This is a genomic window from Pelomonas sp. V22 (genome assembly GCF_030014915.1).
In the GTDB taxonomy this organism is placed as follows: domain Bacteria; phylum Pseudomonadota; class Gammaproteobacteria; order Burkholderiales; family Burkholderiaceae_C; genus JAUASW01.
The window spans coordinates 161279-184844 of sequence record NZ_JAGIXS010000008.1 but is presented as its reverse complement, the minus strand read 5'-3'; the positions used below and the strand labels follow the sequence as shown (position 1 = coordinate 184844).

The 23566-nt window shown below is 67.4% G+C and carries 23 protein-coding genes; 14 read left to right on the top strand and 9 right to left on the bottom strand.

Going from position 1 to position 23566, the window contains the following annotated elements; genetic code table 11:
* Positions 1-139: 139 nt before the first annotated feature.
* Positions 140-955 (bottom strand): 3-methyl-2-oxobutanoate hydroxymethyltransferase, encoded by an 816-nt coding sequence (gene panB / locus J7U46_RS21780; RefSeq protein WP_282829331.1) that lies wholly within the window; start codon positions 953-955, stop codon positions 140-142.
* Positions 956-1074: 119 nt separating this feature from the next.
* Here panB and J7U46_RS21775 point away from each other — a divergent pair, with 119 nt between their 5' ends.
* The 4 genes from J7U46_RS21775 (at position 1075) to J7U46_RS21760 (ending at position 6182) form a co-directional block, all read left to right on the top strand.
* On the top strand, positions 1075-1995 hold the full coding sequence (locus J7U46_RS21775) for a hydrogen peroxide-inducible genes activator (RefSeq protein WP_282829330.1): 921 nt from the start codon (positions 1075-1077) through the stop codon (positions 1993-1995).
* 189 nt (positions 1996-2184) lie between these two features.
* Positions 2185-3333 (top strand): trypsin-like serine protease, encoded by a 1149-nt coding sequence (locus J7U46_RS21770; protein ID WP_282829329.1) that lies wholly within the window; start codon positions 2185-2187, stop codon positions 3331-3333.
* A gap of 156 nt (positions 3334-3489) precedes the next feature.
* Positions 3490-5643, top strand: a complete 2154-nt coding sequence (gene katG, locus J7U46_RS21765; protein WP_282829328.1) for a catalase/peroxidase HPI — start codon at positions 3490-3492, stop codon at positions 5641-5643.
* Between the two features lie 38 nt (positions 5644-5681).
* Positions 5682-6182, top strand: a complete 501-nt coding sequence (locus J7U46_RS21760; protein WP_282829327.1) for a Dps family protein — start codon at positions 5682-5684, stop codon at positions 6180-6182.
* Between the two features lie 6 nt (positions 6183-6188).
* Here the strand turns inward: J7U46_RS21760 and J7U46_RS21755 are convergent, their stop codons facing one another.
* Entirely contained in the window at positions 6189-6842 is a 654-nt protein-coding gene (locus J7U46_RS21755; RefSeq protein ID WP_282829326.1) for a LysE family translocator, read from the bottom strand.
* A gap of 84 nt (positions 6843-6926) precedes the next feature.
* On the opposite strand from J7U46_RS21755, the gene J7U46_RS21750 reads away from it, so the two are divergent.
* Positions 6927-7898 (top strand): YafY family protein, encoded by a 972-nt coding sequence (locus J7U46_RS21750; protein WP_282829325.1) that lies wholly within the window; start codon positions 6927-6929, stop codon positions 7896-7898.
* A gap of 101 nt (positions 7899-7999) precedes the next feature.
* A complete protein-coding gene (locus J7U46_RS21745; RefSeq protein WP_282829324.1) occupies positions 8000-8479 on the top strand; it encodes a nuclear transport factor 2 family protein in 480 nt (159 codons plus the stop codon).
* Between the two features lie 3 nt (positions 8480-8482).
* Here the strand turns inward: J7U46_RS21745 and J7U46_RS21740 are convergent, their stop codons facing one another.
* Together J7U46_RS21740 and J7U46_RS21735 are read right to left on the bottom strand one after the other, a co-directional pair.
* A complete protein-coding gene (locus J7U46_RS21740; RefSeq protein ID WP_282829323.1) occupies positions 8483-8887 on the bottom strand; it encodes a tetratricopeptide repeat protein in 405 nt (134 codons plus the stop codon).
* Complete coding sequence (locus J7U46_RS21735; protein ID WP_282829322.1) at positions 8884-10731, bottom strand: OPT/YSL family transporter; 1848 nt, start codon at positions 10729-10731, stop codon at positions 8884-8886. The genes J7U46_RS21740 and J7U46_RS21735 overlap by 4 nt, the downstream gene beginning before the upstream one ends.
* 83 nt (positions 10732-10814) lie before the next feature.
* On the opposite strand from J7U46_RS21735, the gene J7U46_RS21730 reads away from it, so the two are divergent.
* The 5 genes from J7U46_RS21730 to J7U46_RS21710 all read left to right on the top strand — a co-directional run bounded on the left by J7U46_RS21730 (position 10815) and on the right by J7U46_RS21710 (position 15728).
* Positions 10815-11438, top strand: a complete 624-nt coding sequence (locus tag J7U46_RS21730; protein ID WP_282829321.1) for a DJ-1/PfpI family protein — start codon at positions 10815-10817, stop codon at positions 11436-11438.
* Positions 11439-11541: 103 nt separating this feature from the next.
* The gene (locus tag J7U46_RS21725) at positions 11542-12666 is read left to right on the top strand and encodes a hypothetical protein (protein WP_282829320.1); all 1125 of its coding nucleotides are present in this window, start codon (positions 11542-11544) and stop codon (positions 12664-12666) included.
* Positions 12667-12683: 17 nt separating this feature from the next.
* Positions 12684-13097: a hypothetical protein gene (locus J7U46_RS21720; RefSeq protein WP_282829319.1), complete on the top strand. Its 414-nt coding sequence runs from the start codon at positions 12684-12686 to the stop codon at positions 13095-13097.
* 106 nt (positions 13098-13203) lie between these two features.
* Entirely contained in the window at positions 13204-14856 is a 1653-nt protein-coding gene (locus J7U46_RS21715) for a peptide chain release factor 3 (protein WP_282829318.1), read from the top strand.
* Positions 14857-15002: 146 nt separating this feature from the next.
* On the top strand, positions 15003-15728 hold the full coding sequence (locus J7U46_RS21710; protein WP_282829317.1) for a hypothetical protein: 726 nt from the start codon (positions 15003-15005) through the stop codon (positions 15726-15728).
* A 52-nt stretch (positions 15729-15780) separates the two neighbouring features.
* Here the strand turns inward: J7U46_RS21710 and J7U46_RS21705 are convergent, their stop codons facing one another.
* The 5 genes from J7U46_RS21705 to J7U46_RS21685 all read right to left on the bottom strand — a co-directional run bounded on the left by J7U46_RS21705 (position 15781) and on the right by J7U46_RS21685 (position 20535).
* Entirely contained in the window at positions 15781-16329 is a 549-nt protein-coding gene (locus J7U46_RS21705) for an outer membrane beta-barrel protein (protein WP_282829316.1), read from the bottom strand.
* 88 nt (positions 16330-16417) lie between these two features.
* The gene (locus J7U46_RS21700; protein WP_282829315.1) at positions 16418-16789 is read right to left on the bottom strand and encodes a hypothetical protein; all 372 of its coding nucleotides are present in this window, start codon (positions 16787-16789) and stop codon (positions 16418-16420) included.
* Between the two features lie 107 nt (positions 16790-16896).
* Positions 16897-17658: a transporter substrate-binding domain-containing protein gene (locus J7U46_RS21695; RefSeq protein ID WP_282829314.1), complete on the bottom strand. Its 762-nt coding sequence runs from the start codon at positions 17656-17658 to the stop codon at positions 16897-16899.
* Positions 17659-17788: 130 nt separating this feature from the next.
* The gene (locus J7U46_RS21690; protein WP_282829313.1) at positions 17789-18715 is read right to left on the bottom strand and encodes an MBL fold metallo-hydrolase; all 927 of its coding nucleotides are present in this window, start codon (positions 18713-18715) and stop codon (positions 17789-17791) included.
* Between the two features lie 50 nt (positions 18716-18765).
* The gene (locus J7U46_RS21685) at positions 18766-20535 is read right to left on the bottom strand and encodes a DUF885 domain-containing protein (RefSeq protein ID WP_282829312.1); all 1770 of its coding nucleotides are present in this window, start codon (positions 20533-20535) and stop codon (positions 18766-18768) included.
* 270 nt (positions 20536-20805) lie between these two features.
* Here J7U46_RS21685 and J7U46_RS21680 point away from each other — a divergent pair, with 270 nt between their 5' ends.
* Genes J7U46_RS21680 through J7U46_RS21670 form a run of 3 tightly spaced genes read left to right on the top strand, consistent with a single transcriptional unit; the run spans position 20806 to position 23551 of the window.
* On the top strand, positions 20806-21576 hold the full coding sequence (locus tag J7U46_RS21680; RefSeq protein ID WP_282829311.1) for an ABC transporter ATP-binding protein: 771 nt from the start codon (positions 20806-20808) through the stop codon (positions 21574-21576).
* The gene (locus J7U46_RS21675; protein WP_282829310.1) at positions 21576-22286 is read left to right on the top strand and encodes an ABC transporter ATP-binding protein; all 711 of its coding nucleotides are present in this window, start codon (positions 21576-21578) and stop codon (positions 22284-22286) included. Before J7U46_RS21680 ends, J7U46_RS21675 begins: the two co-directional genes overlap by 1 nt.
* A gap of 44 nt (positions 22287-22330) precedes the next feature.
* Positions 22331-23551, top strand: a complete 1221-nt coding sequence (locus tag J7U46_RS21670) for an ABC transporter substrate-binding protein (protein ID WP_282829309.1) — start codon at positions 22331-22333, stop codon at positions 23549-23551.
* Positions 23552-23566: the final 15 nt, after the last annotated feature.

Here is a 23566-nt window from a genome sequence, read left to right as displayed (position 1 = left end):
AGAGTTCCGTATCGATACGCTCGATCAGCGATCGCAGGGGCAGCGCCGAGCCAAGCGGCACCCATGGAACCGGCTTTGCCGGGCCATCGGGTGCGCCCCCTTGAGGGGGTGGCGCGTGAGCGCCTCGGGGGTGGTCATGTCAATACCCGTGCAGGTCGTCTTGAGGGAAGGTCTGGGCCTTCACTTCCGACACATAGCGGCGCACCGCGTCCTGCACGGACGAGGCGCCCTGCATGAAGTTCTTGACGAAGCGGGGGCGGCGGCCGGGCGTGATGTCCAGCATGTCGTGCAGCACCAGCACCTGGCCCGAGCAGCCGACGCCGGCGCCTATGCCAATCACCGGGATCTGCAGCTCGGCCGTCAGTTCGGCGGCGAGCGTGGCCGGCACCATTTCCAGCACCAGCATCTGCGCGCCGGCGGCGGCCAATTCATGGGCCTGCTTCTTGAGAAGAGCGGCGCCGGCTTCGTCGCGACCCTGCACCTTGTAGCCGCCGAGGGCGGTGACCGTCTGCGGCGTGAAGCCGAGGTGGGCGCAGACCGGGATGCCGCGCTCGACCAGGAAGCGCACGGTCTCCGCCGTCCAGCCGCCGCCTTCGAGCTTGACCATGTGGGCGCCGGCCTTGACCAGGGCGGCGGCGCTCTTCCAGGCTTCGGCCGTGGAGGCCTGGTAGCTGTCGAACGGCAGGTCGCCGATCACCCAGGCGCTTCTGCGGCCCCGGGCCACGCTGGCCGTGTGATAGACCATCTCGGCAAGGCTGACCGGCACGGTGCTGCTCTGGCCTTGCAAGACGTTGCCCAGCGAGTCTCCGACCAGCAGCACGTCGACGCCGGCCTCGTCCAGCAGGCTGGCGAAGGCGGCGTCATAGCAGGTCAGCATGGCGATCTTGTCGCTGTTCGCATGCATGTCCAGCAGGCGTTGCAGCGTGACCGGCTTTCTCTCGGATGTCGTGTTCATGGGCGCTGGGCGCCCGAAAGGGGCGCGGGATGACAGGCGGGCGCAGTGTAGCGGGGGCACTCCGGGTTTGCACGGAGGGGCGCTCGGGTTAGGCTGCGCCCTCAAGACGTGGAGCCTGCATGACCCTGACCGAGTTGCGTTACATCGTCGCGGTGGCCCGCGAGCGGCATTTCGGCCGCGCGGCCGAGGCCTGCTTCGTGTCGCAGCCGACGCTGAGCGTGGCGATCAAGAAGCTGGAAGAGGAGCTGGACGTCAAGATCTTCGAGCGCGGCGCGGCCGAGGTCTCGGTGACGCCGCTCGGTGAGGAGATCGTGCGCCAGGCCCAGTCGGTCATCGAGCAGGCCAGCGCGATCAAGGAGATCGCCAAGCGCGGCAAGGACCCGCTGGCCGGCGCCTTGCGCCTCGGCATCATCTACACCATCGGCCCCTACCTGCTGCCGGCCCTGGTCAAGCACAGCATCGAGCTCTATCCGCAGATGCCGCTGATGCTGCAGGAGAACTTCACCGTCAAGCTGCTGGAGATGCTGCGCACCGGCGAGCTGGACTGCGCCATCATGGCCGAGCCCTTCCCGGACACGGGCCTCGCCATCGCGCCGCTGTACGACGAGCCCTTCGTCGTGGCCGTGCCGGCCACGCATCCGTTTGCCGAGCTCAAGAGCATCAGCGCCGCCGAGCTGAAGAAGGAAACCATGCTGCTGCTCGGCACCGGCCACTGCTTCCGCGACCATGTGCTGGAGGTCTGCCCCGAGTTCGCGCGCTTCTCGTCCGACGCCGAGGGCATACGCAAGAGCTTCGAGGGCAGCTCGCTGGAGACCATCAAGCACATGGTGGCCTCGGGCATGGGGGTAACGGTCGTGCCGAGCTTGAGCGTGCCGCGTGACCCTTCGCCGCATCTGCGCTTCATCCCCTTCGAGGCGCCGATCCCGAGCCGCCGCGTGGTACTGGCCTGGCGCCGCACCTTCACGCGCTACGAGGCCATCGCCGCGCTGCGCAACGCGATCTACGCCTGCGAGCTGAGCGGCGTCGAGCGCCTGTCCTGAGCGGCGAAAATACGGGCAAACCCGGCCCTCCATTTGCGGGCATGGCGGGCGCAAGTCGCACCAATCGCCCTTATGCTGCGCCCGCACCGTCAGCGGTCGAGCATTAATGCACAGAACCGCCGCGGCGTCGGTCGCCGGCCAGCCCGGCCGATCGTCCAGCAACAAGACTGAATCCGAGGGATCACCACCATGATCAAGAACCGTACCGCCCTGGTGGCGGCACTGGCAGCCGCTGCATTTGCAGCCGCCAACCCCGCCCTGGCCCTGGACACCCGCACCGTTTCCGGCAGCTATGGCGACCTGAGCTGGACCGCCCAGAGCAACATCGTCGGCGTGACCTCCACGGCCACCGGCGCCGCCGGTGGTGATCCGCGCTACTTCGCCGCGATGCCGCAGTACAGCGGCGTGGCCACCCTGATCATGAATTACGGCGCGGGTGGTTCCTTCATCTGCACCGGCTCGCTGATGGCCGACCGTCGCACCATCCTGACCGCCGCGCACTGCGTCAGCAACGGCACGGCCGAGCGTCCGCTGAGCACCAGCGTCTATTTCTACAACGGCAGCAACCCGGACACCTTCCCGTCCTCCACGCCCAGCTTCAGCTACGGCGTCAGCAACTACACGGTGCACTCGGCCTACACCGGCCATGTGATCGACCAGAACGACATCGCCATGCTGACCCTGGACAACTGGGTCGACTCGTCGATCAGCACCTACGACCTGTACACCGGCGACCTGACCGGCCAGGGCTACAACATCGCCGGCTACGGTGGCCGCTCCGACACCGGCGGCAACGCCGGCGCCAACCTCGGCACGGGCCGCCTGCGCCAGGGCGACAACCGCTACGACTTCCGCATGGGCGATGCCGACTTCCTGTATCCGGATGGCCGCACCGTCTGGAGCGACGTGCTGGGCGAGCCCTCGTCGCAGATCGAGTACACCTACCTGGCTGACTTCGACAACGGCAAGAGCGCCAACGATGCCAGCTGCCGCACCGTGGTGCTGGGCCTCGGCGTGCCGGCCTCGAGCAAGTACTGCGACCTGGGCGTGGGCGCCGACGAAGTGTCCAGTGCCGGTGGCGACTCCGGCGGCCCCGAGTTCGTCGACGGCAAGATCGCCTCGGTGACCTCGTTCGGCCTGAGCTTCGGCAGCTACTACGGCGATATCAAGTCTGGCCTGAACAGCAGCTTCGGCGAGTTCAACGGCTTTGTGCCGACCTCCATCCATGCCGACTTCATCCGCTCCAGCTTCGTGCCGGAGCCGGCCAGCCTGGCGCTGGTGGGCCTCGGCCTGCTGGGCCTGGGCGTGAGCCGCCGCAAGAAGCAACAGCAGGGCTAAGCGCTCGTTGTCCTGCGAATCGGGGCCGCCTCCAGGCTGGAGGCGGCCCCTTCTTTTTGCCTATCGCGGCGGTTGAGGCATTCAAATTGCCAGGTCTCCGGCCCTCCAATATCGTTCCTGCCATCGCAGCCCGTCTGCATCCCGCGGAGAGAACGAATGAGCAAGACCGAAGCCCAATCCGAAAGCAAGTGCCCCTTCCACCACGCAGCCGGTGGCGGCACCACCAACAAGGACTGGTGGCCGAACCAGCTGCGCGTGGACCTGCTGAACCAGCATTCCAGCAAGTCCAACCCGCTGGGTGAAGGCTTCAATTACGCCGAGGAATTCAAGAAGCTGGACTACAAGGCCCTGAAGGCCGACCTGGTCAAGCTGATGACCGACAGCCAGGACTGGTGGCCGGCCGACTTCGGCCACTACGGCCCGCAGATGGTGCGCATGGCCTGGCATGCCGCCGGCACCTACCGCACCCTGGACGGTCGCGGCGGTGGCGGCCGTGGCCAGCAGCGTTTTGCGCCGCTGAACTCCTGGCCCGACAACGTCAACATCGACAAGAGCCGCCGCCTGCTCTGGCCGATCAAGCAGAAGTACGGCCAGAAGATCTCCTGGGCCGACCTCTTCATCCTCGCCGGCAACGTGGCGCTGGAGAGCATGGGCTTCCGCACCTTCGGCTTTGCCGGCGGCCGGGAAGACGTGTGGGAACCCGATATGGACGTCAACTTCGGTGCCGAAACGAGCTGGCTCGCGACCGACAAGCGCTTCCATGGCGATAGGGACCTCGACAAGAACCTCGCGGCCACCCACATGGGCCTGATCTACGTGAACCCGGAAGGCCCTAACGCCAGCGGCGACTACCTGGCGGCGGCCAAGGACATCCGCGCCACCTTCAACAACATGGCCATGGACGACGAGGAAATCGTCGCCCTGATCGCCGGTGGCCACACCTTTGGCAAGGCCCATGGCGCCGCGCCCGAGCACCACAAGGGCCCCGAGCCGGAGGGCGCCGCGATCCACGAGCAAGGCCTCGGCTGGACCAGCAACTTCGGCAGCGGCCACGGCAAGGACACGGTGTCGAGCGGCCTCGAAGTCACCTGGACCAAGACCCCGGCGCTGTGGAGCAACAACTTCTTCGAGAACCTGTTCAAGTACGAATGGGAGATGGTCAAGTCGCCGGCCGGCGCCAAGCAATGGGTGGCCAAGGATGCCGAGGAGGTGATCCCCGATGCGCATGTGAAGGGCAAGTTCCACAAGCCCACCATGCTGACCACCGACCTGACGCTGCGCTTCGACCCTGAATTCGGCAAGATCTCCCAGCGCTTCCTCGAAGACCCGCAGGCCTTTGCCGAAGCCTTTGCCCGCGCCTGGTTCAAGCTGACCCACCGCGACATGGGCCCCAAGGCCCGCTACCTGGGCCCCGAGGTCCCGAAAGAAGAGCTGCTGTGGCAGGACCCGCTGCCGGCGGCCACGCTCAAGCCCACGGCGGTTGATATCGCCGATGCCAAGGCGCGTATCGCGGCCTCGGGCCTGTCGGTGTCCGAACTGGTCTCGGTGGCCTGGGCCTCGGCCTCCACCTTCCGGGGCGGCGACAAGCGCGGTGGCGCCAATGGCGCGCGCCTGGCCCTGGCGCCGCAGAAAGACTGGGCGGTCAACCAGGGTGTCGCCAAGGCCGTCGCTACGCTCAAGGGCATCGCCGGCAAGCTCTCGCTGGCCGATGTGATCGTGCTGGCCGGTGGTGTCGGCATCGAGCAGGCCGCCAAGGCGGCGGGTGTGTCGCTGGACGTGCCGTTCGCGCCGGGCCGCGTGGATGCCACGCAGGCGCAGACCGATGTCGAGTCCTTTGCCGTGCTGGAGCCGGTGGTGGACGGCTTCCGCAACTACGGGGCCGGCAAGCTCGGCGCGGCCACCGAAGCCCTGCTGATCGACCGCGCCCAGCTGCTGACGCTCACCGCACCGGAGCTGACTGCCTTGGTCGGGGGCCTGCGCGTGCTGGGCACCAACGCCGATAGCAGCGCGAACGGTCAGTTCACCAGCAAGCTCGGCACGCTCAGCAACGACTTCTTCGTCAACCTGCTGGACATGGCCACGGTCTGGATGCCCAAGGGCGGAGACACGGAGCTGTTCGAGGGCCGCGACCGCAAGACCGGCGCTGTGAAGTACACCGCCACGCGCGCCGACCTGGTGTTCGGCTCCAACTCGGTGCTGCGCGCTTATGCCGAGGTCTATGCCAGCGCGGACGGCAAGGACAAGCTGGTGCGCGATTTCGTCGCGGCCTGGGTCAAGGTGATGAACCTTGATCGCTTTGACTTGGCCTGATGGCAAGATCTGAGCCCATCGCAACCCGGAGTCGCCCCATGGCCAAGAAGCCCGCAGCAAGCATCAGCAGCATCAACATCGGCATCAGCGAGAAGGACCGCGCCGCCATCGCGGCCGGCCTGTCCAAGCTGCTGGCCGACACCTACACGCTCTACCTGACCACGCACAACTTCCACTGGAACGTGACTGGGCCCATGTTCAATTCGCTGCATGCGATGTTCATGGCCCAGTACACCGAGCTGTGGAACGCCGTGGACCCGGTGGCCGAACGCATCCGCTCGCTGGGCCATGTGGCGCCGGGCTCCTACGCCCAGTTCGCCAAGCTTTCCAGCCTGAAGGATGCACCGGCCACGCCACCCAAGGCGCTGGAGATGGTGCGCATCCTGATGCAAGGCCATGAGGGCGTGGCCCGTACGGCGCGCAGCCTGTTCCCGGCGGTGGAGAAGGCCTCGGACGAGCCGACGGCGGACCTCTTGACGCAGCGCATTACCGTCCACGAACAGACTGCCTGGATGCTGCGCAGCCTGCTCGAGGAGTAAGCCGACTCACGGCCGCCAGGCGCCCCACAGCGTCAGCGCGGCCGCAATGATCAGCGTCGCTCCCACGACCAGCGACAAGCCCCGTTGTGCGCCGGCCCCCGGCCCGGCCCAGCGCTGGGCGCCCGTCGCCAGCAAGGCCACGCCGCCGTAGATCATGAGCTGGTTGCCGGCAATGCTGGCGCTCAGCAGCAAGGCCTGCTGGCTCATGCTGCGCTCGGGCGTCTGCAGGAAGGCCGGGAACACGGCCAGCATGAAGGCATAGGCCTTGGGATTGAGCAGGCAGTTCAGCACGCCGCGGGCGAACACGCCGCCGCGCTGCGGCTCGGCGGGCAGTGATGACGACGCAGGCTCGGCGGCGCTCCGCGCAAACGCCGAGGCCGCAATGCCCCAGCCTATCCAGGCCATGTAGGCCGCGCCGGCCACCAGCAGCGCGTTGAAGGCGCCGGGCCACATCAGCATCAGGGCGGCGAGGCCGGTCACGTTCACGAGCACGTGCACCAGGCCGCCGGCCATGATGCCGGCCACGGCCAGCAGGCCGCCGCGCAGGCCGCGGGTGAGGGCGCTGCCGGCCACATAGGCCATGTCCAGGCCCGGCAGCAGGATCACGCCGAAGGTCAGCAGGAAGAACAGCCAGAGGCTGTGCGGGGTGGTGGCGTCCATGGGCGGGTTTCCGTTTGAAGAATGGCGGCCAGTCTAGGAAGCAAAGAGGACAAAATCGGTCCGCTATCAAACCACCGCCTCGTCATGAGCAAAGCCCCGTCCAAACCCACCGGCCGCGTGCTGGCCCTGCTGGAGATCCTGCAGTCGCAGCGCCAGGCCACGGGCCCCGAGCTGGCCGCGCGCCTCGGCGTGGAGCCACGCACCGTGCGGCGCTATGTGGGCCATCTGCTGGACCTGGGTGTGCCGGTGGAGACGCTGCGGGGCCGCGATGGCGGCTATGCGCTGGCAGCCGGTCACAAGCTGCCGCCGCTGATGTTCAGCCCCGAGGAGGCGCTGGCCCTGGCCATGGGCCTGCGTGCGGCGCGGGAGCTGGGGCTCGCTGGCATCCTGCCGGCCATCAGCAGCAGCCAGGCCAAGCTGGAGCGGGTGTTGCCGGTACCGGTCCGAAAGCGCATCGGCGATATCGATGCCGTGGTGGCGCTGGACCTGACGCGTCCGGCCCCGGTCGCCGGCGCAGGCATCGAGCTGTTGGCGCTGAGCGCCGCCGCGCGGGCCTGCCAGCGCGTGCGCATCGCCTATCTGGACGCCGCCCAGCTCGCCACCGAGCGCGACTTCGACTGCTATGGCCTGGCCTACCGCGGCGGCGCCTGGTATGCCGTGGGCCACTGCCACCTGCGCCGGGACCTGCGCTCGTTCCGGCTCGACCGCGTGCAATCGGTCGAGGCCCTGCCGGCCAGCTTTGGCCGGCCCGAGGGCTTCGACGTGCTGGCCTGGCTGCGCGAGTCCATCGCCACGCTGCCGCGCAGCCACGCGATCGAGCTGCTGCTGCAGACCGACCTGGCCACGGCGCGCCGCGCCCTGCCCTATCCGGAGCTGGGTGTGCTGAGTGAAGCGCGTGGTGGTGTGCGCCTGCGGGGCCAGGCCGATGACCTGGCCTCGATGGCGCGTTCACTGGCCGGCCTGCCGTTTGCGTTCCGCATCCTCAAGCCAGTGGCCTTGCGCCGGGCGCTGGCCGAGCACGCACGGGAGCTGCTGGCCTGCAACTCGTCGGACTGATTCGACGCTTGGTCGGCCCCTCGCTTGCCAATTGCCGGCCGCCCGGCATCATGCGCCGCACGCCACGCATCCCGCGTGGAAAACCGGATGGAAAGCCTCCCATGAACGCTTCTTCTCTGTGGACGCGCAGCCTCGCCGCGGCGGCCTTGGTGCTGGGCAGCGCCGCCGCCGTGGCGGCCGAGCCCAGCCGGGCCGAGCTGACCCGCCAGGTCGAGGCGCTGGACCAGGCCTTCTTCGACGCCTTCAACAACTGCAAGCTCGACAAGCTCAAGGACATGGTGGCCGAGGACCTGGAGTTCTTCCACGACAAGAACGGTCTGATGCGCTCGCGCCAGGCCTTCATCACTGCGGTCAAGAACAATGTCTGTGGCAAGTTCCGCCGCGAGCCCATCGCCGGCACCATGGTGGTCTATCCGCTGGAGAACTTCGGCGCCATCCAGATGGGCGACCACAAGTTCTGCACGCCAGACGGCAGCCGCTGCGAAGGCAAGGGCAAGTACGTGAACGTGTGGCAGCGCAAGGGCGAGCGCTGGGAAATGATGCGGGTGCTCAGCTACGAGCACCTGCCGCTGAGCGAGTGAAACTCAGGCGCGGGGCCGCGCCTTGAGGAAGTCCAGGTACTTCGGATCCTCGACCTCGAAGGCCTTGGCGCCGCCGCTCTTGTGGGCGGCCGCCAGCCATTCGGCCGCACCGGCTTCGTCGCCCAGCTCCAGCAGCGATTGCCCCAAGCGCAGCTGCACCAGCAGCTCGTCGCCAGCCTCCTCGAAGCTGTTGACGGCGGCCTGGAAGGTCTCGCGGGCCGACTCGTAGTCGTCGAGCAGGAACTGCATGTCGGCGATGGAGATCAGCAGGGCGAGTGCCTCGTCATGCTCGTCCCAGGGCTCGGGCACCAGGTCCAGGGCCTGCTCGAACAGGTCCAGCGCCGCCTCGAAGTCGCCTTCGTCGGCGTGGCTGTCGGCCTGCTCGACCAGCTTCTGAATAGCACTCACAAGACCGCCAGCAGGCCGACGATGCCGATACCGAGGGCGGCCAGCGCGTCGCCGGCGATCAGGCCACCGCCGACCAGGGAGGTCGGCTTCATGTCATCGGGCAGGGCTGCCTCGCTGGCCTTGGGCTTGGGTGTCAGCGCCTGGATCAGGCTGGCGACGATGCCGCCGGTGCCGAACCAGACGGCCGTCGGCCAGTTGACGAAGCCGCCGAAGGACGAGGCATAGGGGCTGGGCAGCAGCATGGTGTCGACGACGAAGTCCACCGCGAAGCCCGGCTTGCCGCTGGCCGCGAACTGCTGGTAGGCCTTGCGGCTGCGGATGAACTTGCGCAGGAACTCGGTCAGGATGCCGAGGGCGATGCCGATCAGGATGGCTTGCGTCTGGTAGGGCTTGGGGTCGGTGATGGAGCGCAGCGCCCCGACGAACTTGTAGGTCATGGCCGAGGTCCATTGCGAAGGCGCTTCCGAGGCGCTCATCACCGTCTGGTCCAGGCGCAGGATCGGATGGGCGGCCATGAAGAACTCAGCGATGGCCACCGTCATCACCGCGCCCAGTACGAGGCCAATGGCCTGGAAGCGGAACTGCAGCGCGCGGTTGGAACCGAGGCGCCAGCCGGTGGAGCGGTCCTGCTGCATGTCGCCGGCCACGCTGCAGGAGACGAAGACCACAGTCGCGCCCATCAGCGCGAGGATGGGGTCGTGCAGGCCCAGCGTGGCCATCAGGAGTACGGTCACGACGAAGGCAGAGGAGATCGGGTTCCAGTCGGTGAGGCCCAGCGAGATGCCGTTGACCAGGGCGAACAGGAAGACCAGCAGCACGGCGAACACCATGTAGCCGAAGGAGAGGTGGAAGAACTGCATGCCGGCGACCACCGTGGCCACGGTCCAGAAACCCACCCAGGCCAGCAGGCGCGGGATGCTGGCCTTGGGGCCGGTGCGTTGTTCGTCGGGCACCTGGACGCGCTCGCCCGGCTGGGCCAGCTGCTTGGCGATGCGCCAGAAGATCAGCGCGAGGTCGATGATGGCGGCGCCCAGCACCATGCCGAGGGCGATCAGGAAGGCGATCTTGCGGGTGGGCTCGTTCTCCTTGAGCCAGCCGATGGAGATGAAGTAGGGCGTCAGCGCCCAGAAGGCGCCAGCGCCGACGATGGCCGGCACGCCCACGCGGGCGCCGACGATCAGACCAGCGCCGAAGGTGGAGCAGCCGAACTCGCTCTTGGCGATCAGCTCCATCTTCTCGGGCGCAATGCCGAGGACGCGACCCACGACATCCAGCTTGTTCATGAACAAGCCGCCGAGCACCCCGAGGCCCATGCCGCCGAACAGGCGCGAGACCGAGCGGCGCAGCAGCTCCGGGTCGGTCAGCGCGCGCAGGATGTTGGCCACGGCGAGGCCGGAGGGGAAGGTCAGCTGCATGCGCTCCACCAGGATGGGCGTGTACAGCATGCCGATGCCGGCCGCCATCATGGCGATGCACATCAGGTAGCCCATCAGCTGCCAGTTGGGCACGGCCGGCATGCCCATCCAGACCATGGCCTGGATCAGGGCGCTCATGGCCATCATGCCGGCCACCGAGGCGGCCGTGGTCTGGATGTAGTTGGCGCCGTGGCGGCCCTCGGCGCCATAGCCATAGGTGACCACCGAGCCGAGGATGCCGGCGAGCACCTGGCCACCGACGAAGAAGCCGATCGAGAAGTTCATGAAGGCGGCCGTGATGCCGCCCAGCGGGCCCAGGATGAACATGCCAACGCAGGCCAGCAGGGTGTAGTAACCCCAGCTGCCGACGGGCGGCAGCCAGGCCCAGCGCCGGGTATCTCCGGCTGGGGCGATAGCAATGGAGGTCATGGGAGCCCAGGAAAACCCGAAATTTGCGATGGCGCGCATGATGCGCGTCCGCGCGGCCCGGATCGCTCCACAATTACCCCACCATGCCGGCCGCCACCCGCATCGCCATCCTGACGTTCGATGGCTTCAACGAGATCGACAGCTTTGTCGCGCTCGGCCTGATCGGGCGGCTGCGCGCCCAGGGCTTCCAGCCCGAGCTCTGCGGCCCTGGTGGCAGCGCCACCTCGATGAATGGCGTCCAGGTCCAGCTGCAGCGCCCGGTGGACTGGGCCAACGAGGCCGAGGTCGTGCTGTTCGGCTCCGGGCTCTACAGCCGCGCCATCGCCGAGAACTCGGCGCTGCTGGACCGCCTGCAGCTCGACCCGGTGCAGCAACTGATCGGTGCGCAATGCTCTGGCGTGCTCTTGCTGGCCCGCCTGGGCTTGCTCGGAGGTGCCCCGGCCTGCACCGACAGCACGACCCGGCCCTTCCTCATCGAAGCCGGCGTGCGCGTGCTCGAGGACGAGGCCTTCCATGCGCGGGGGCCCGTGGCTACCGCCGGGGGCTGCCTCGCGGCGCCCTACCTGGCGGCCTGGGTGATGTATGTCAAGGCGGGCGAAGCCCTGGCGCGGGAGGCGCTGGGGCGCTCGGCCCCGGTGGGCGAGCAGGCGGCCTATGTGGAGCGCCTGCTGGGCAAGATCCGACCCTTTGTGCCGGCGTCGGCCTGACGCCACGGCGCACAAGTGGGCGCTTGCCGCCCAAATTGCCCGGGAGCATCATGGTCCGGCCCACCTGCTTTTCTTTCAACTAGCTTTTTCGTTGGGAGTCGTCATGCATCCATTTGCTAATGGTTCTGGGTTTCAAACGGGCCTGCGGTCCTCGTGTCTTGGGCTGGCGCTGCTCGGCGCCGCAGCGGCGGCCACGGCCGGCGAGCTCAGCTTCACGGGCTTTGGCACCATCGGCGTCGGCAAGGCTTTCTCCGGGCCGCAGCAGCGCTACTTCGGTTTCGACTGTCCCTGTTACATCGCCAACTACCCGGACGTTGGCGTCTATGAAGACAAGTTCTCGCTCAAACCCGACACGCGCCTCGGCCTGCAGGCCAACTACCGGCTTGACGGGGGGCTGAGCTTCACCGGCCAGGTCACCGGCCATGGCGGCAACGACATGAAGCCGGCCGTCGACTGGGCCTACGGCTCCTACGCGCTGACCGATTCGCTGACGCTGCAGGCCGGCCGCAAGCGCCTGCCGCTGTTCGGCTACTCGGACTTCTTCCAGGTCGGCTATGCCTACCCCTGGATACGCCCGCCGGGCGACCTCTACGGCTGGCAGATCGTGGCTTACAACGGCGCCAACCTGCTGTTCCGCAAGAACTACGGCAGCCTCTCGGTGACGGCCAATGTCTGGGCCGGCAGCGAGAGTGACAAGGACAACCGCATGCTCGGCAAGATCTACTACGACGACCGCGTCAACGAGAAGTGGAAGAGCATCCTCGGCGGCTACGTGGAGCTGGGCACCGACTGGGGCACGGCCCGCTTCGTGATGATGACCAACAAGCTCGATCGCCTGGTCGGCGGCGCGGTCAACAAGAGCGGCGTGAAGCAGAACTTCTATGGCTTCACCTTCAACGTGGACCAGAACGACTGGGTGCTGCGCACCGAGATCAACCGCTTCGTGCGGCCCGATGCGCCCAAGGACATCTACAACGTCTACTTCGTCGGCGCTGGCCGCCGCTTTGGCGACTGGCTGCCCATGCTGACCTACTCGCGCTTCACCGAGGACTTCAAGGACGACCCCACGTCCAACGAGAAGCACAACACCCTGGCGGCCACGCTGCGCTGGGACTTCCGCGACAACATGGCCTTGAAGTTCGAGTACGACGTGTTCAAGGACAAGTCGGCCTTCCCCTTCATCGGGAACTCCAAGGCCCTGGCGGTCTCGCTGGACTTCACCTTCTGAGCGGCGAGGGCAAGATCATGAAGCACACACGCATACTCACGATCCTTTGCGCCTCGCTGATCGCTGGCCTCGTCAGTGCCGGCCCGGTCGTCGTGGCCAACCCCGGCATGGCCGGCAAGCCAGGGGCCGACGACATCAAGGCCGTCTTCCTGGGGCAGTCGAGCGCCCTGCCAGGCGTAGGCGCGGTTCAACCCGGCCTGCCCAAGGAGGGCAAGCTGCGCGAAGACTTTCTCTCCAGCTACGTCGGCAAGAGCAACCAGCAGTACAAGGCTGTCTGGACCCAGCTGATCTTCACCGGCAAGGCGCAGGCGCCCAAGCAGTTCGAGAACGAGGACGAGCTGAAGAAATGGATCGCCAGCACTCCCAATGGCATCGGCGTGCTGGACAGTAGCAAGGTGGATGGCTCGGTCAAGGTCATTGGCGGCCAATGAGGTCAGGCGCAGGGCCACGAGGCCAGACCTGAGGCTGCGGGGATAATCCGGGGTTCGCTCGCTTGTTTGCCCGTTTCGCGAGCCACCCGAATAAGACCTCAGCCTCATGTCCACCGATCTCGCCACCCGCATCGACGGCGAAGTGCGGCGCCGCCGCACCTTCGCCATCATTTCCCACCCCGACGCGGGCAAGACCACGCTGACCGAGAAGCTGCTGCTGTTCTCGGGCGCGATCCAGATCGCCGGCTCGGTGAAGGCGCGCAAGGCCTCGCGCCATGCGACCTCCGACTGGATGGAAATCGAAAAGCAGCGCGGCATCTCGGTCGCCTCCTCGGTCATGCAGATGGAGTACCGCGACTGCGTGATCAACCTGCTCGACACGCCGGGCCACCAGGACTTCTCGGAAGACACCTACCGCGTGCTGACCGCCGTGGATGCAGCCTTGATGGTGATCGACGCAGCCAACGGCGTGGAGCCGCAGACCCGCCGCCTCTTGCAGGTTTGCCGAGCCCGCAACACGCCCATCCTCACCTTCGTCAACAAGATGGACCGCGAGGTGCAGGACCCGCTCGCGCTGATGGACGAGATCGAGCGCGAGCTCGGCATGACTGTCGTGCCCTTCACCTGGCCGGTGGGCATGGGCAAGCAGTTCCATGGCGTGATGGACCTGCGCCTGCAGCGCATGCGCGTGTTCGCGCCGGGTGAAGACCGCGCGGCCGGCACCGAGGAAGTGCTGGAGGGCCTGGACAACCCGGCCTACGCCGAGCGCTTCGGCATGCAGTACGACAACGCGCAGGGCGAGATCGAGCTGGTGCGCGAGGCGGCGCCCGAGTTCAGTCTGGAGGACTTCCTTTCGGGCAAGCAGACGCCGATGTTCTTCGGCTCGGCCGTCAACAACTTCGGCGTGCAGGAAGTGCTGGACGCTCTCGTCGAACTGGCCCCGGCACCGGGCGAGCGCGCCGCCATGCAGCGCGTGGTCCAGCCCGAGGAGCCCAAGTTCACCGGCGTGGTGTTCAAGATCCAGGCCAATATGGACCCGGCCCACCGCGACCGCATCGCCTTCCTGCGCGTGGCCTCGGGCCATTTCGAGCGCGGCATGCGCCTGAAGGTCGTGCGCTCGGGCAAGGAGCTGCGGCCCAATACCGTGGTGAGCTTCCTGTCACAGCGCCGCGAGCTGCTGGACGAGGCCTTTGCCGGCGACATCATCGGCATCCCCAACCACGGCGTGCTGCAACTCGGCGACACCATCACCGAAGGCGAGGCCCTGCAGTACACCGGCCTGCCGTTCTTCGCGCCAGAAATGTTCCGCTCGGTGGAAGTGGCCGATCCGCTCAAGACCAAGCAGCTGCGCGAGGGCCTGCGCCAGCTTGGCGAGGAGGGTGCGATCCAGGTGTTCCGCCCCGAGGCCGGCAGCGTGCTGCTGCTCGGCGCCGTGGGCCAGCTGCAGTTCGAAGTGGTGGCCCACCGGCTCGAGCATGAATACGGCGTCAAGGCCCGCATCACGGCGGCCCGCTACAACGTGGCGCGCTGGGTCACCTGTGACGACATCGAAGGCCAGGGTGGCAGCGGCGAGAAGGAGCTGCGCCGCTTCATCGACCACAACGCCCACCGCGTGGCCTGGGACGCCGTCAATGCGCCCACCGTGCTGCTCGAGTACGCCGGCGAGCTGCGCGCCATGCAGGAGAACTGGCCGCGCATCCGCTTCCACGCGCTGCGCGAGCACGCGGGCCTCGTGTTCCAGCAGCGGATGGATGGCTGAGGCCGGCCCGGCCCGGACGCCCCCCGACCTGAGGGGGTGAGAACCACGGCCGGCCCCCTGATGTTTTGCTTCCCGCCCGCTTCCAAGGCAGGAGGAGTACCGCCCCTGGTCCTCCCCGCAACCCAATAGCTGGTGAGGAAGCCGCAATGCGCAAGCTCATTTCTCTGGCCGCCCTGGCGGTCCTGTCGCCGTCCGCCCATGCGACGCCCATCGAATACCGAGGCTACAGCCGCGACAGCGGCAGCCAGGTCATCAGCGGCGGCGGCCGCGAATGGCTGATGTGGACCGAAACCCTGGGCAAGTCGGTCGAATGGTTCCAGCTGGACCCGGCCGCCCAGGGCCTGCGCGATGCGGGCTGGCGTCTGGCCGGGCGGGAGCAGATGAACACCCTGTTCACCGACTTCGAGTTCGTCAAGGGCCACGCCTATGAGCGCTCCGACCTGTCCGAGGACTACGACATCGTGTTCTATGAGCGCAGCCAACGGCTGCTGGGCGAGCCCTTCCGTGCCTTCGTCGGCCTGTTTGGCGACACTTATGCTGCCTCGGGCCTAACGGCCGGCCCGCTGTGGACGACCCACATTGACCTGTCGTGGGCCTTGTATGAAACCAGTCTCGAAGGCCAAGCCGACACCCGCTTCGTGGGCTGGGTCTCAGACTGGCACTACAACGGTGAGCGGGCCGAGTTCCGGGCCGATGCCTCCATCAGCGATATGCCCGCGACCGTGCTCCCGATGCAGGTGGCCTATTTCGGCTCCCCGGGCCTGAGCCTGTATCGCGACGCCGCCCTGACCGTGCCCCTTCCAGGCAGCCTGCCCTTGTGCCTGCTGGGCCTGGCCGGGCTGAGGGTCGCCAGCAAGCGCCGCAGGGCCTGAGCCGGCGCGGCCGTCGACAGCGCCGTGGGTTGCGGGCTGGGAGCTCAAGCGCTCAAAAACGCCACTCGGCGCCCAGGCTCACCGAGTTGGTATGGGCGCGTGTGTAGCGCAGCGCCTCCAGCTTGATGCCGAACATCGGCCCGAAGTCGTAGGCCAGGCCGGCCCCCAGCGTGGCCTCGGTCTCACGGGCGGCGTGGGTGTTGCCGATGCCGCGTGCGTACTTGGTGCGGCCCAGCCCCAGGCGACCCATGGCCTTGAAGTTGCCATTGACCAGCGGCAGATAACCCAGGGCCGCCACGCCGGTGTGCGTGTCGGCCTGGGCAAAGTCCTTGCCCTGGAACAGGCCGCAAAACACGCCGCACAGGTCGCGGGCAAACAGCTCGACACCGAACTGCGGGTTGATGCGGTAGCCCAGCGTCGGGTCGGCAATCAGCGAGTTGTCGCGGTAGCGGGCATCGGGCCCGCGTACCCAGCTCTCGGTGACGCCGATGTAGACGCCCTGGTTGACCGTCACCCGGTCCTCGGCCTGGGCGGAACCCAGCAGCGTCATCGCTGCTACGAGGACCAGGGCGGCGCGCCCCTTGTCGTGCTTCTTGGACATGATCTCCCCTCCCGGTGAATCTTGGAGGGGAAATGTTAACCACCTTTTGGCGCGTCAAGCTTTGGGTTTGCCAAAGCTGAGGTCTTGATCAGCGGCGATGCGGGTTGTAAGGGCGGCGGTCGTAGCGGTCGGGCACGCCATCGCGGTCACTGTCGGGCTCGCAGCGCTCCAAGCGCTCGTGGCGGTGATGGTGGTGGCGCGAGCGGTATTCATAGCGGTCGGGGATGCCATCGGCATCGCGGTCCCAGCGTGTGGGTTCGCGGTAGACCGGGTAGCCGTAGCGATCGACCACCGGCACCGAAACGGCGCCGTAACCCCGGTTGGAGGCGACCTGCACCGCGACCGGCGGCGCGTTGACGCTGACGGCCCAGCGCACGTCGGGATGAGCCGCTGCCGCGCCGGCCGACAGTGCGCCGGCGGCTGCAATCAGGGCGAGGGCGAGATGACGGTTCAGGCTCATGACGGGCTCCTTGTCGTTGAACCGGTGCCACCCGCAGTGACACCGTAGCTAGCCAACGAGGCACGCCGGTGATTGGCCGACGTGACAAGGTGTAAAAGCCGCCCGCTCTACCTCATCGCGCGCAGGTAGCGGCCGCGCAGGGCCTTCAGCTCGCCCTCGGCGCGCAGCGCTTCAAAGGCCTTGGCAAAGCGCTCGAACAGCCGGGCATCGACGGCCGGGTTGAAGGCGTAGTAGCAGCCATGGCCCTTTTGCAGCTGATGGATGACGTTCAGCTGCGCGCCATCGAGGCCGAGGCGCCCGGCCTGGTTGGCATAGGGCAGGACCAGGCCGGCAATCATGTCCAGGTGGCCGGCGTAGAGCATCTTGGTCGAGGTCTCGCTGCCCGGCGTGATGTAGATGGCGCGCTCGGGCAGGCCGGCATCGCGCAGCAGCTGGGCCGAAGGCGAGCCGCGCACCGCGCCTATGCGCAGCTGCCGGCTGCTGGCCGCCTTGGGCTCGAACGCGAGGCCGCTGGTGGCCAGTGCCATCACCACGATGTCGCAGTCGTCCACCGGACCGACCCAGCGGTACTGCGACTCGCGCGCTGGCGTGCGCACGGTCACGTAGAGCAGGCTGTTGGGAAGTTGCTGCACCGTCTGCTGCGCGCGGGCCCAGGGTTGCTGGCTGCGTTGCAGGCGCAGACCGGAGCGCTGCGCGATGCGGTCCAGCAGCTCATTTGCGAGGCCGAGGAAGCGGCCGTTGTCGAGGTAGGCGAAGGGCGGCGCGTCTTCGGACACGGCCAGCAACTCGTCGGCAGCGCGCGCCGCCGGCAGCGGCAGGGCGAGAAGCAGCAGCAGGCAGGTCAGGCAGGCCAGGCCGGGACAGCGCATGGCATTCGCTCCAGTGCAAAGGCCCCCCGCGCTGGACCCTGTGCCGGATCCTCGTTGCTGCTTTATCCCGCGCCCGGCAGGCGCAGTCCGTCCCCTGGACCAGGGGACGGACTGCGCCGCCTCTACCAGCTCAAGGCAGTCGCGTGTAATTCACCGGCTGCCACTGGTAGCCCTTGCCCTCGGCCTTCACGCGGCCGATGCCGGGGAAGGAGACGTGGGTGAAGGCCAGGTAGTAGCCGCCGGCAGCGGCCTCGGCGTAGAGCTTCTGGCGCTCGGGCATGGCCTTGCTGGAATCGCTGTCGAAGCTGATGGTCACCGTCGGGTCGGGGAACTGCACCGAGGCGACGTGCATGGAGTCGCCACCGAACACCATCTTCTGGCCCTTGCTTTCGGCCACGTAGACCGTGTGGCCCGGTGTGTGGCCGTAGGCCGGCTGGGCGCGCACGCCGGGCACCAGCTCGGTGGCGCCATCGAAGGGCTTGATGCGGCCGCTGTCCAGGTAGGGCTTGGCGGCGAGCTGCACGCCGTCGGGCGCCTGGCCGGCGGCCGGGGGTGCGCTCAGGTAGTCGGCATCGCGCTTGTCCAGGCGCACGACAGCATTCGGGAACACCGGTTTGCCGCCGACCGTCAGGCCGCCGATGTGGTCGCCATGGCGGTGGGTGATGTAGATCTCGTCGACCTGCTCGGGCGAGTAGCCGGCGGCCTTCAGGTTGGCCAGCACGCGGCCCAGCGTGGGGCCGAAGACGCTGGCGGCGCCGGTGTCGACCATCACCAGCTTGGCGCCGGTGTTGATCAGGTAGGCGTTGACCGAGGTCTCGAGCGGCAGGCCGAGGTGGGCATGCTTCAGCGCCTCGGCCACCTGGCCCGGGCGGTTCTCCTTCAGCAGCTTGTCTACGGCCAAGTCCAACGTGCCGTCGTTGATGGCGGTGACTTCGAAGTCGCCCAGCATCATGCGGAAGACGCCGGGGGCCTGGCTCTTGACGAAGGGGGCGGCAGCTTGTGCGCCGCCCGCCGCGAAGGCCAGGGCAAGACTCAGGGCAAGGGTGGCTCGTTTCATGGCGTGTCTCCAGGTCGGGAAAGGCAGCGCCGCAGGATAGCCGTTGCGCGCTATTTCTGCTGGGCGGCCACCCATTCATCCACGACCTGGCTCAGCACGGCCAGCGGCACATTGCCGGTCTGCAGCACGAGGTTGTGGAACTTCTTCATCTCGAACTTGGCGCCCAGGGCCTTTTGCGCCTTGGTGCGCTCGGCCAGGATGTGCAGCATGCCCATCTTGTAGGCGCAGGCCTGGCCGGGCATCACCACGTAGCGCTCGACCTCGGCCACCGGGATGCCGTAGTCCAGCGCCTGCTGGCGGGTCCACTTCATCGCATGCAGGCCGGTGTCGACCACCAGGCGCTTGGCGCGGAACAACTCGGCATCGAGCTGGCCGAGGCGGCCGGGGACGTCGCCCCCGTTGTCGTCATACCAGCCGTTCTCGACGGCCAGCTGCTCCGAATACAGGGCCCAGCCCTCGGCGTAAGCCGAGCCGCCGGCGAACACCGAGTCGCGGCGGTAGCGCGGCAGGCTCTCGGTCTCTTGCTGCAGGGCGATCTGGAAATGGTGGCCCGGCACGCCCTCGTGGTAGGTCAGCGTGCGCATGTTCGTCATGCGGAACACCGGCCCCGGCAGCGGCGCCCAGAAGATGCCGGGCAGCGTGCCGTCCTTGGCCGGCGCCGAGTAGTGCGCGGCAGCGGTCTTCTCGGTGAAGGGCGGCTCGCGCTTGACCACCACCGGCGCCTTGGGCGTGATGTCGAAGATCAGCTTGGCGCGCTGCTCGGCATCGCGCAGCAGGCTCTCGTAGCGGGCCAGCAGGGCGGGGCGGGGCTCGGCCTCCTTGGGCTGCAGGTCGGCATCGAGCTTGACCATGCGGGCCATCACCGTGCCGTCCTTGTAGCCGATCTGCTTCAGGAGGCCGTCCATCAGGCCCTCGATGCGCGCCACTTCAGCGAGGCCGATGGCATGGATCTGGGCTGGCGTGTAGTCGGTCGTGGTGTTGCGGCGCAGCTCGAAGGCGTAGGCCTTGTCGCCGCCCGGCAGGCGCCACAGGCCGGCATCGTCGGTGGTCTTGGGGAGTTGCTCCTTCAGCAAGGCCTGGGCGCGGCGGAAGGCCGGGATGACGGACTCGGCCGTGATCTTCTCAGCCTCGGCCAGGGCCTTGGCGCGGGCCTCGGGGGCGAGGCCCGACAGCTTCTCGGCGCGCTGCGCCAGCGAGGCCACCAGCACATTGCGGCCGGCCGGGTCAGCGAGGAAGCGCTCGAACTGTCCGAGCGCCGCCTCGGTGATGAAGCGCGGCATCAGGAAGCCACGCCCGGCCGCCTCCTTGGCGCGGGTGATGCCGTTGTCCATCTGGCCAGCCACCTGCTGCAGGCGCGCCAGGTAGTTGGCGATGTCGCGCTCGTTGCGGATCGGGTGGGTCTGGCTCAGGAAGTTCACCAGGCTGACATGCAGGCCGCGGAACTGGCTGAAGACGAAATCGAAGTCGTCAAACGGCGCGCCGTCCACCGTGCTGCGCAGCGACCACTCGACCACCGCCGCCGAGGTGCGCTGCTGGGGCGTGAGCTGGCTGCGGTCGAAGCCCTGGAGCTGCTGCAGCGCGGCCTTGGCCGCTGCGATGCGGGCGGCGCGCTGCTCGGGCGTGTTGGGCGTGAGCTTGGCGTCGAGCTGCTGCTGCTCCGCCTCGGGCAGGTACTGGCGCACGGTGGCCAGCGTGGGCTCGGCGCGCATGCGATCCAGGGCCAGGCCTTCGGCCCAGCGGTCGAAATCGGGGGCGGCCTGGGCGCACAGGGGCAGCAGGGCGAGCAGGGCGAAGCGCTTGAAGGGCAGGGTGGTCGTCATCGGGAAAGGCTCATGACAAGGAGCGCCGATCCTAGGCCGACGCTGACCGCTTGCCAAAGCCCGTGCACGGCTTTTGTGCGCGTGGCAGGCAGCCCGGCCAGTGCAGACAGGCGCAGGCAAGGGCCCTGACACCTGCCTGACAAAACCGCCCGGGGCAAACCCTTGTGCAAATCTACGTAAAGGGAAGGTCCGGGGAGCGGCCGGGCTGAGAGAGTCCTACATTCATCGGCTGCAGTGCGTGCCCATGCACGAGGAAACAAGTCAGAGCCCATGAGCGAACTGATACTCGAGACAAAAGGCCTCAGCAAGGACTTCAAGGGCTTCACCGCCGTGGACGGCGTGAACCTGCAGGTGCGGCGTGGCCACATCCATGCGCTGATCGGCCCCAATGGCGCCGGCAAGACCACCTGCTTCAACCTGCTGACCAAGTTCCTGACGCCCACGCGCGGCAGCATCCATTTCAACGGCGTCGACATCACCGGCGAGAAGCCGGCCGAGATCGCCCGCCGCGGCGTGATCCGCAGCTTCCAGATCTCGGCCGTGTTCCCGCACCTGACGGTGCTGGAGAACGTGCGCATCGGCCTGCAGCGCTTCACCGGCACCAGCTTCCATTTCTGGAAGGGCCTCTCGGGCCTCTCCAAGCTCGACGAGCGCGTGATGGAGCTGCTGGTAGAGGTCGACCTGCAGGACATGGCCCATCTGCGCGCCGGCGACCTGCCCTATGGCCGCAAGCGGGCACTGGAGATCGCCACCACCATGGCCATGGAGCCCGAGCTGATGCTGCTGGACGAGCCCACCCAGGGCATGGGCCACGAGGACGTGGAGCGCGTGACCGACCTGATCAAGCGGGTGGCTCAGGGCCGCACCGTGCTGATGGTGGAGCACAACATGCGCGTGGTCTCCAAGATCGCCGACCGCCTGACCGTGCTGGCGCGTGGCGCCGTGCTGGCCGAGGGCAATTACGCCGAGGTGTCCAAGCATCCGGCCGTGCTCGAGGCCTACATGGGCAGCGAAGCGACCGAACTGCAGGGAGCCCACTGATGTCGGCGGCGCTGGAAATCAAAGACCTGCACGCCTGGTACGGCGAGAGCCACATCCTGCACGGCATCAACCTGACCGTGAACAAGGGTCAGGTCGTGACCCTGCTGGGCCGCAACGGCGCCGGCCGCACCACCACGCTGCGCGCCATCATGGGCCTGACCGGTGCCCGCAAGGGCTCGATCAAGGTCCATGGCACGGAGACGATTGGCCTGCCGACGCACCGCATCGCCCACCTGGGCCTCGGCTACTGCCCGGAGGAGCGCGGCATCTTTGCCTCGCTGACCACCGAGGAGAACCTGCGCCTGCCGCCGCCGCTGAAGAGCCAGCGCGGCAAGCCGATGAGCGAAGCGCAGATCTACGCCATGTTCCCCAACCTGGCCGAGCGCAAGCACAGCCCCGGCACGCGCCTCTCGGGCGGCGAGCAGCAGATGCTGGCCGTGGCGCGCATCCTGCGCACCGGCGCCGACATCCTCTTGCTGGACGAAATCTCCGAGGGCCTGGCCCCGGTCATCGTCCAGGCCCTGGCCCGCATGATCACGGCGCTCAAGGCCGAGGGCTTCACCATCGTGATGGTGGAGCAGAACTTCCGCTTTGCCGCACCGCTGGCCGACCACTTCATCGTCATCGAGCATGGCGAAGTGGTGGAGTCCTTCCCGGCTGCCGAGCTGGCAGCCAAGCAGTCCAAGCTGGACGAGCTGTTGAGTGTTTGACGTTTGTTTGACCGATTGATTGACCACAAAGTAGGAGACCGTCGATGAAGACCAGCAACCTCAAGCGCATCGCCCTGGCCAGTGCACTCGCCTGCGGCAGCCTGACAACGGGCCTTGCCCAGGCGCAAGTCTCGGGCGACGTGATCAAGATCGGCATCATTACCGACATGTCCAGCGTCTATGCCGACATCGACGGCGCCGGTGGCGTCGAGGCGATCCGCATGGCCATTGCCGACATGAAGGGCATGGCCGCCGGAAAGAAGATCGAGCTGCTGTTCGCCGACCACCAGAACAAGGCCGACGTGGCCTCGGCCAAGGCGCGCGAATGGTTCGACACGCAGGGCCTGGACATGCTGGTGGGCGGCACCAACTCCGGCACGGCCCTCGCGATGGCCACGCTGGCGGCCGAACGCAAGAAGCCCTTCATCGTGATCGGCGCCGGCTCGGCCCGCCTCACGAACGACGCCTGCACGCCGTACACCATCCACTACGCCTACGACACCGTGGCCCTGGCCCGCGGCACCGTGAACCCCATGGTCAAGGCCGGTGGCAAGAGCTGGTACTTCATGACGGCCGACTACGCCTTCGGCGCCTCGCTGCAGGGCGATGCCTCCGAGGTGATCACCAAGGCCGGCGGCAAGGTGGTGGGCGCGGTCAAGCATCCGCTGAACGCCAGCGACTTCTCTTCGTTCCTGCTGCAGGCGCAGAGCAGCGGCGCGCAGATCCTCGGCCTGGCGAATGCCGGCGGCGACACGATCAACTCGATCAAGGCCGCCAACGAGTTCGGCATCACCAAGAGCATGAAGCTGGCCGGCCTGCTGATGTTCATCAACGACGTGCATTCGGTGGGCCTGAAGGCTGCCGAGGGCATGTACGTGACCGACAGCTGGTACTGGAACCAGACGCCCGAGGCGCGCGCCTGGAGCCGCCGCTTCTTCGAGAAGATGAAGCGCATGCCCTCCTCGTTGCAGGCGGCCGACTATTCGTCCGTCATGCACTACCTGAAGGCCGTGGATGCGCTCAAGACCGACGACGGCGACAAGGTCATGGCCAAGATGAAGGCCACGCCGGTCAATGACTTCTACAGCAGCGGCACCATCCGCAAGGAAGACGGCCGCTTCGTCCACGACATGTTCCTGATGCAGGTGAAGTCGCAGAAGGAGTCCACCGAGCCCTGGGACTACTACAAGGTCGTCAGCAAGATCCCCGGTGATGAAGCCTTCACCAAGCTGGCGGACAGCAAGTGCCCGATGGTCAAGAAGTAAGCTGAAGCAATCCCG

Bases quoted from the DNA above. Each gene is read 5' to 3' on its own strand.
- katG (WP_282829328.1), top strand. From the start codon at position 3,490: ATGAGCAAGACCGAAGCCCAATCCGAAAGCAAGTGCCCCTTCCACCAC.
- J7U46_RS21675 (WP_282829310.1), top strand. From the start codon at position 21,576: ATGTCGGCGGCGCTGGAAATCAAAGACCTGCACGCCTGGTACGGCGAG.
- J7U46_RS21685 (WP_282829312.1), bottom strand. From the start codon at position 20,535: ATGACGACCACCCTGCCCTTCAAGCGCTTCGCCCTGCTCGCCCTGCTG.
- J7U46_RS21700 (WP_282829315.1), bottom strand. From the start codon at position 16,789: ATGAGCCTGAACCGTCATCTCGCCCTCGCCCTGATTGCAGCCGCCGGC.
- J7U46_RS21750 (WP_282829325.1), top strand. From the start codon at position 6,927: ATGAGCAAAGCCCCGTCCAAACCCACCGGCCGCGTGCTGGCCCTGCTG.
- J7U46_RS21730 (WP_282829321.1), top strand. From the start codon at position 10,815: ATGCCGGCCGCCACCCGCATCGCCATCCTGACGTTCGATGGCTTCAAC.
- J7U46_RS21775 (WP_282829330.1), top strand. From the start codon at position 1,075: ATGACCCTGACCGAGTTGCGTTACATCGTCGCGGTGGCCCGCGAGCGG.
- J7U46_RS21720 (WP_282829319.1), top strand. From the start codon at position 12,684: ATGAAGCACACACGCATACTCACGATCCTTTGCGCCTCGCTGATCGCT.
- J7U46_RS21705 (WP_282829316.1), bottom strand. From the start codon at position 16,329: ATGTCCAAGAAGCACGACAAGGGGCGCGCCGCCCTGGTCCTCGTAGCA.
- J7U46_RS21695 (WP_282829314.1), bottom strand. From the start codon at position 17,658: ATGCGCTGTCCCGGCCTGGCCTGCCTGACCTGCCTGCTGCTGCTTCTC.
- J7U46_RS21735 (WP_282829322.1), bottom strand. From the start codon at position 10,731: ATGACCTCCATTGCTATCGCCCCAGCCGGAGATACCCGGCGCTGGGCC.
- J7U46_RS21755 (WP_282829326.1), bottom strand. From the start codon at position 6,842: ATGGACGCCACCACCCCGCACAGCCTCTGGCTGTTCTTCCTGCTGACC.
- J7U46_RS21760 (WP_282829327.1), top strand. From the start codon at position 5,682: ATGGCCAAGAAGCCCGCAGCAAGCATCAGCAGCATCAACATCGGCATC.
- J7U46_RS21725 (WP_282829320.1), top strand. From the start codon at position 11,542: ATGCATCCATTTGCTAATGGTTCTGGGTTTCAAACGGGCCTGCGGTCC.
- J7U46_RS21745 (WP_282829324.1), top strand. From the start codon at position 8,000: ATGAACGCTTCTTCTCTGTGGACGCGCAGCCTCGCCGCGGCGGCCTTG.
- J7U46_RS21690 (WP_282829313.1), bottom strand. From the start codon at position 18,715: ATGAAACGAGCCACCCTTGCCCTGAGTCTTGCCCTGGCCTTCGCGGCG.
- J7U46_RS21770 (WP_282829329.1), top strand. From the start codon at position 2,185: ATGATCAAGAACCGTACCGCCCTGGTGGCGGCACTGGCAGCCGCTGCA.
- J7U46_RS21680 (WP_282829311.1), top strand. From the start codon at position 20,806: ATGAGCGAACTGATACTCGAGACAAAAGGCCTCAGCAAGGACTTCAAG.
- panB (WP_282829331.1), bottom strand. From the start codon at position 955: ATGAACACGACATCCGAGAGAAAGCCGGTCACGCTGCAACGCCTGCTG.
- J7U46_RS21670 (WP_282829309.1), top strand. From the start codon at position 22,331: ATGAAGACCAGCAACCTCAAGCGCATCGCCCTGGCCAGTGCACTCGCC.
- J7U46_RS21710 (WP_282829317.1), top strand. From the start codon at position 15,003: ATGCGCAAGCTCATTTCTCTGGCCGCCCTGGCGGTCCTGTCGCCGTCC.
- J7U46_RS21715 (WP_282829318.1), top strand. From the start codon at position 13,204: ATGTCCACCGATCTCGCCACCCGCATCGACGGCGAAGTGCGGCGCCGC.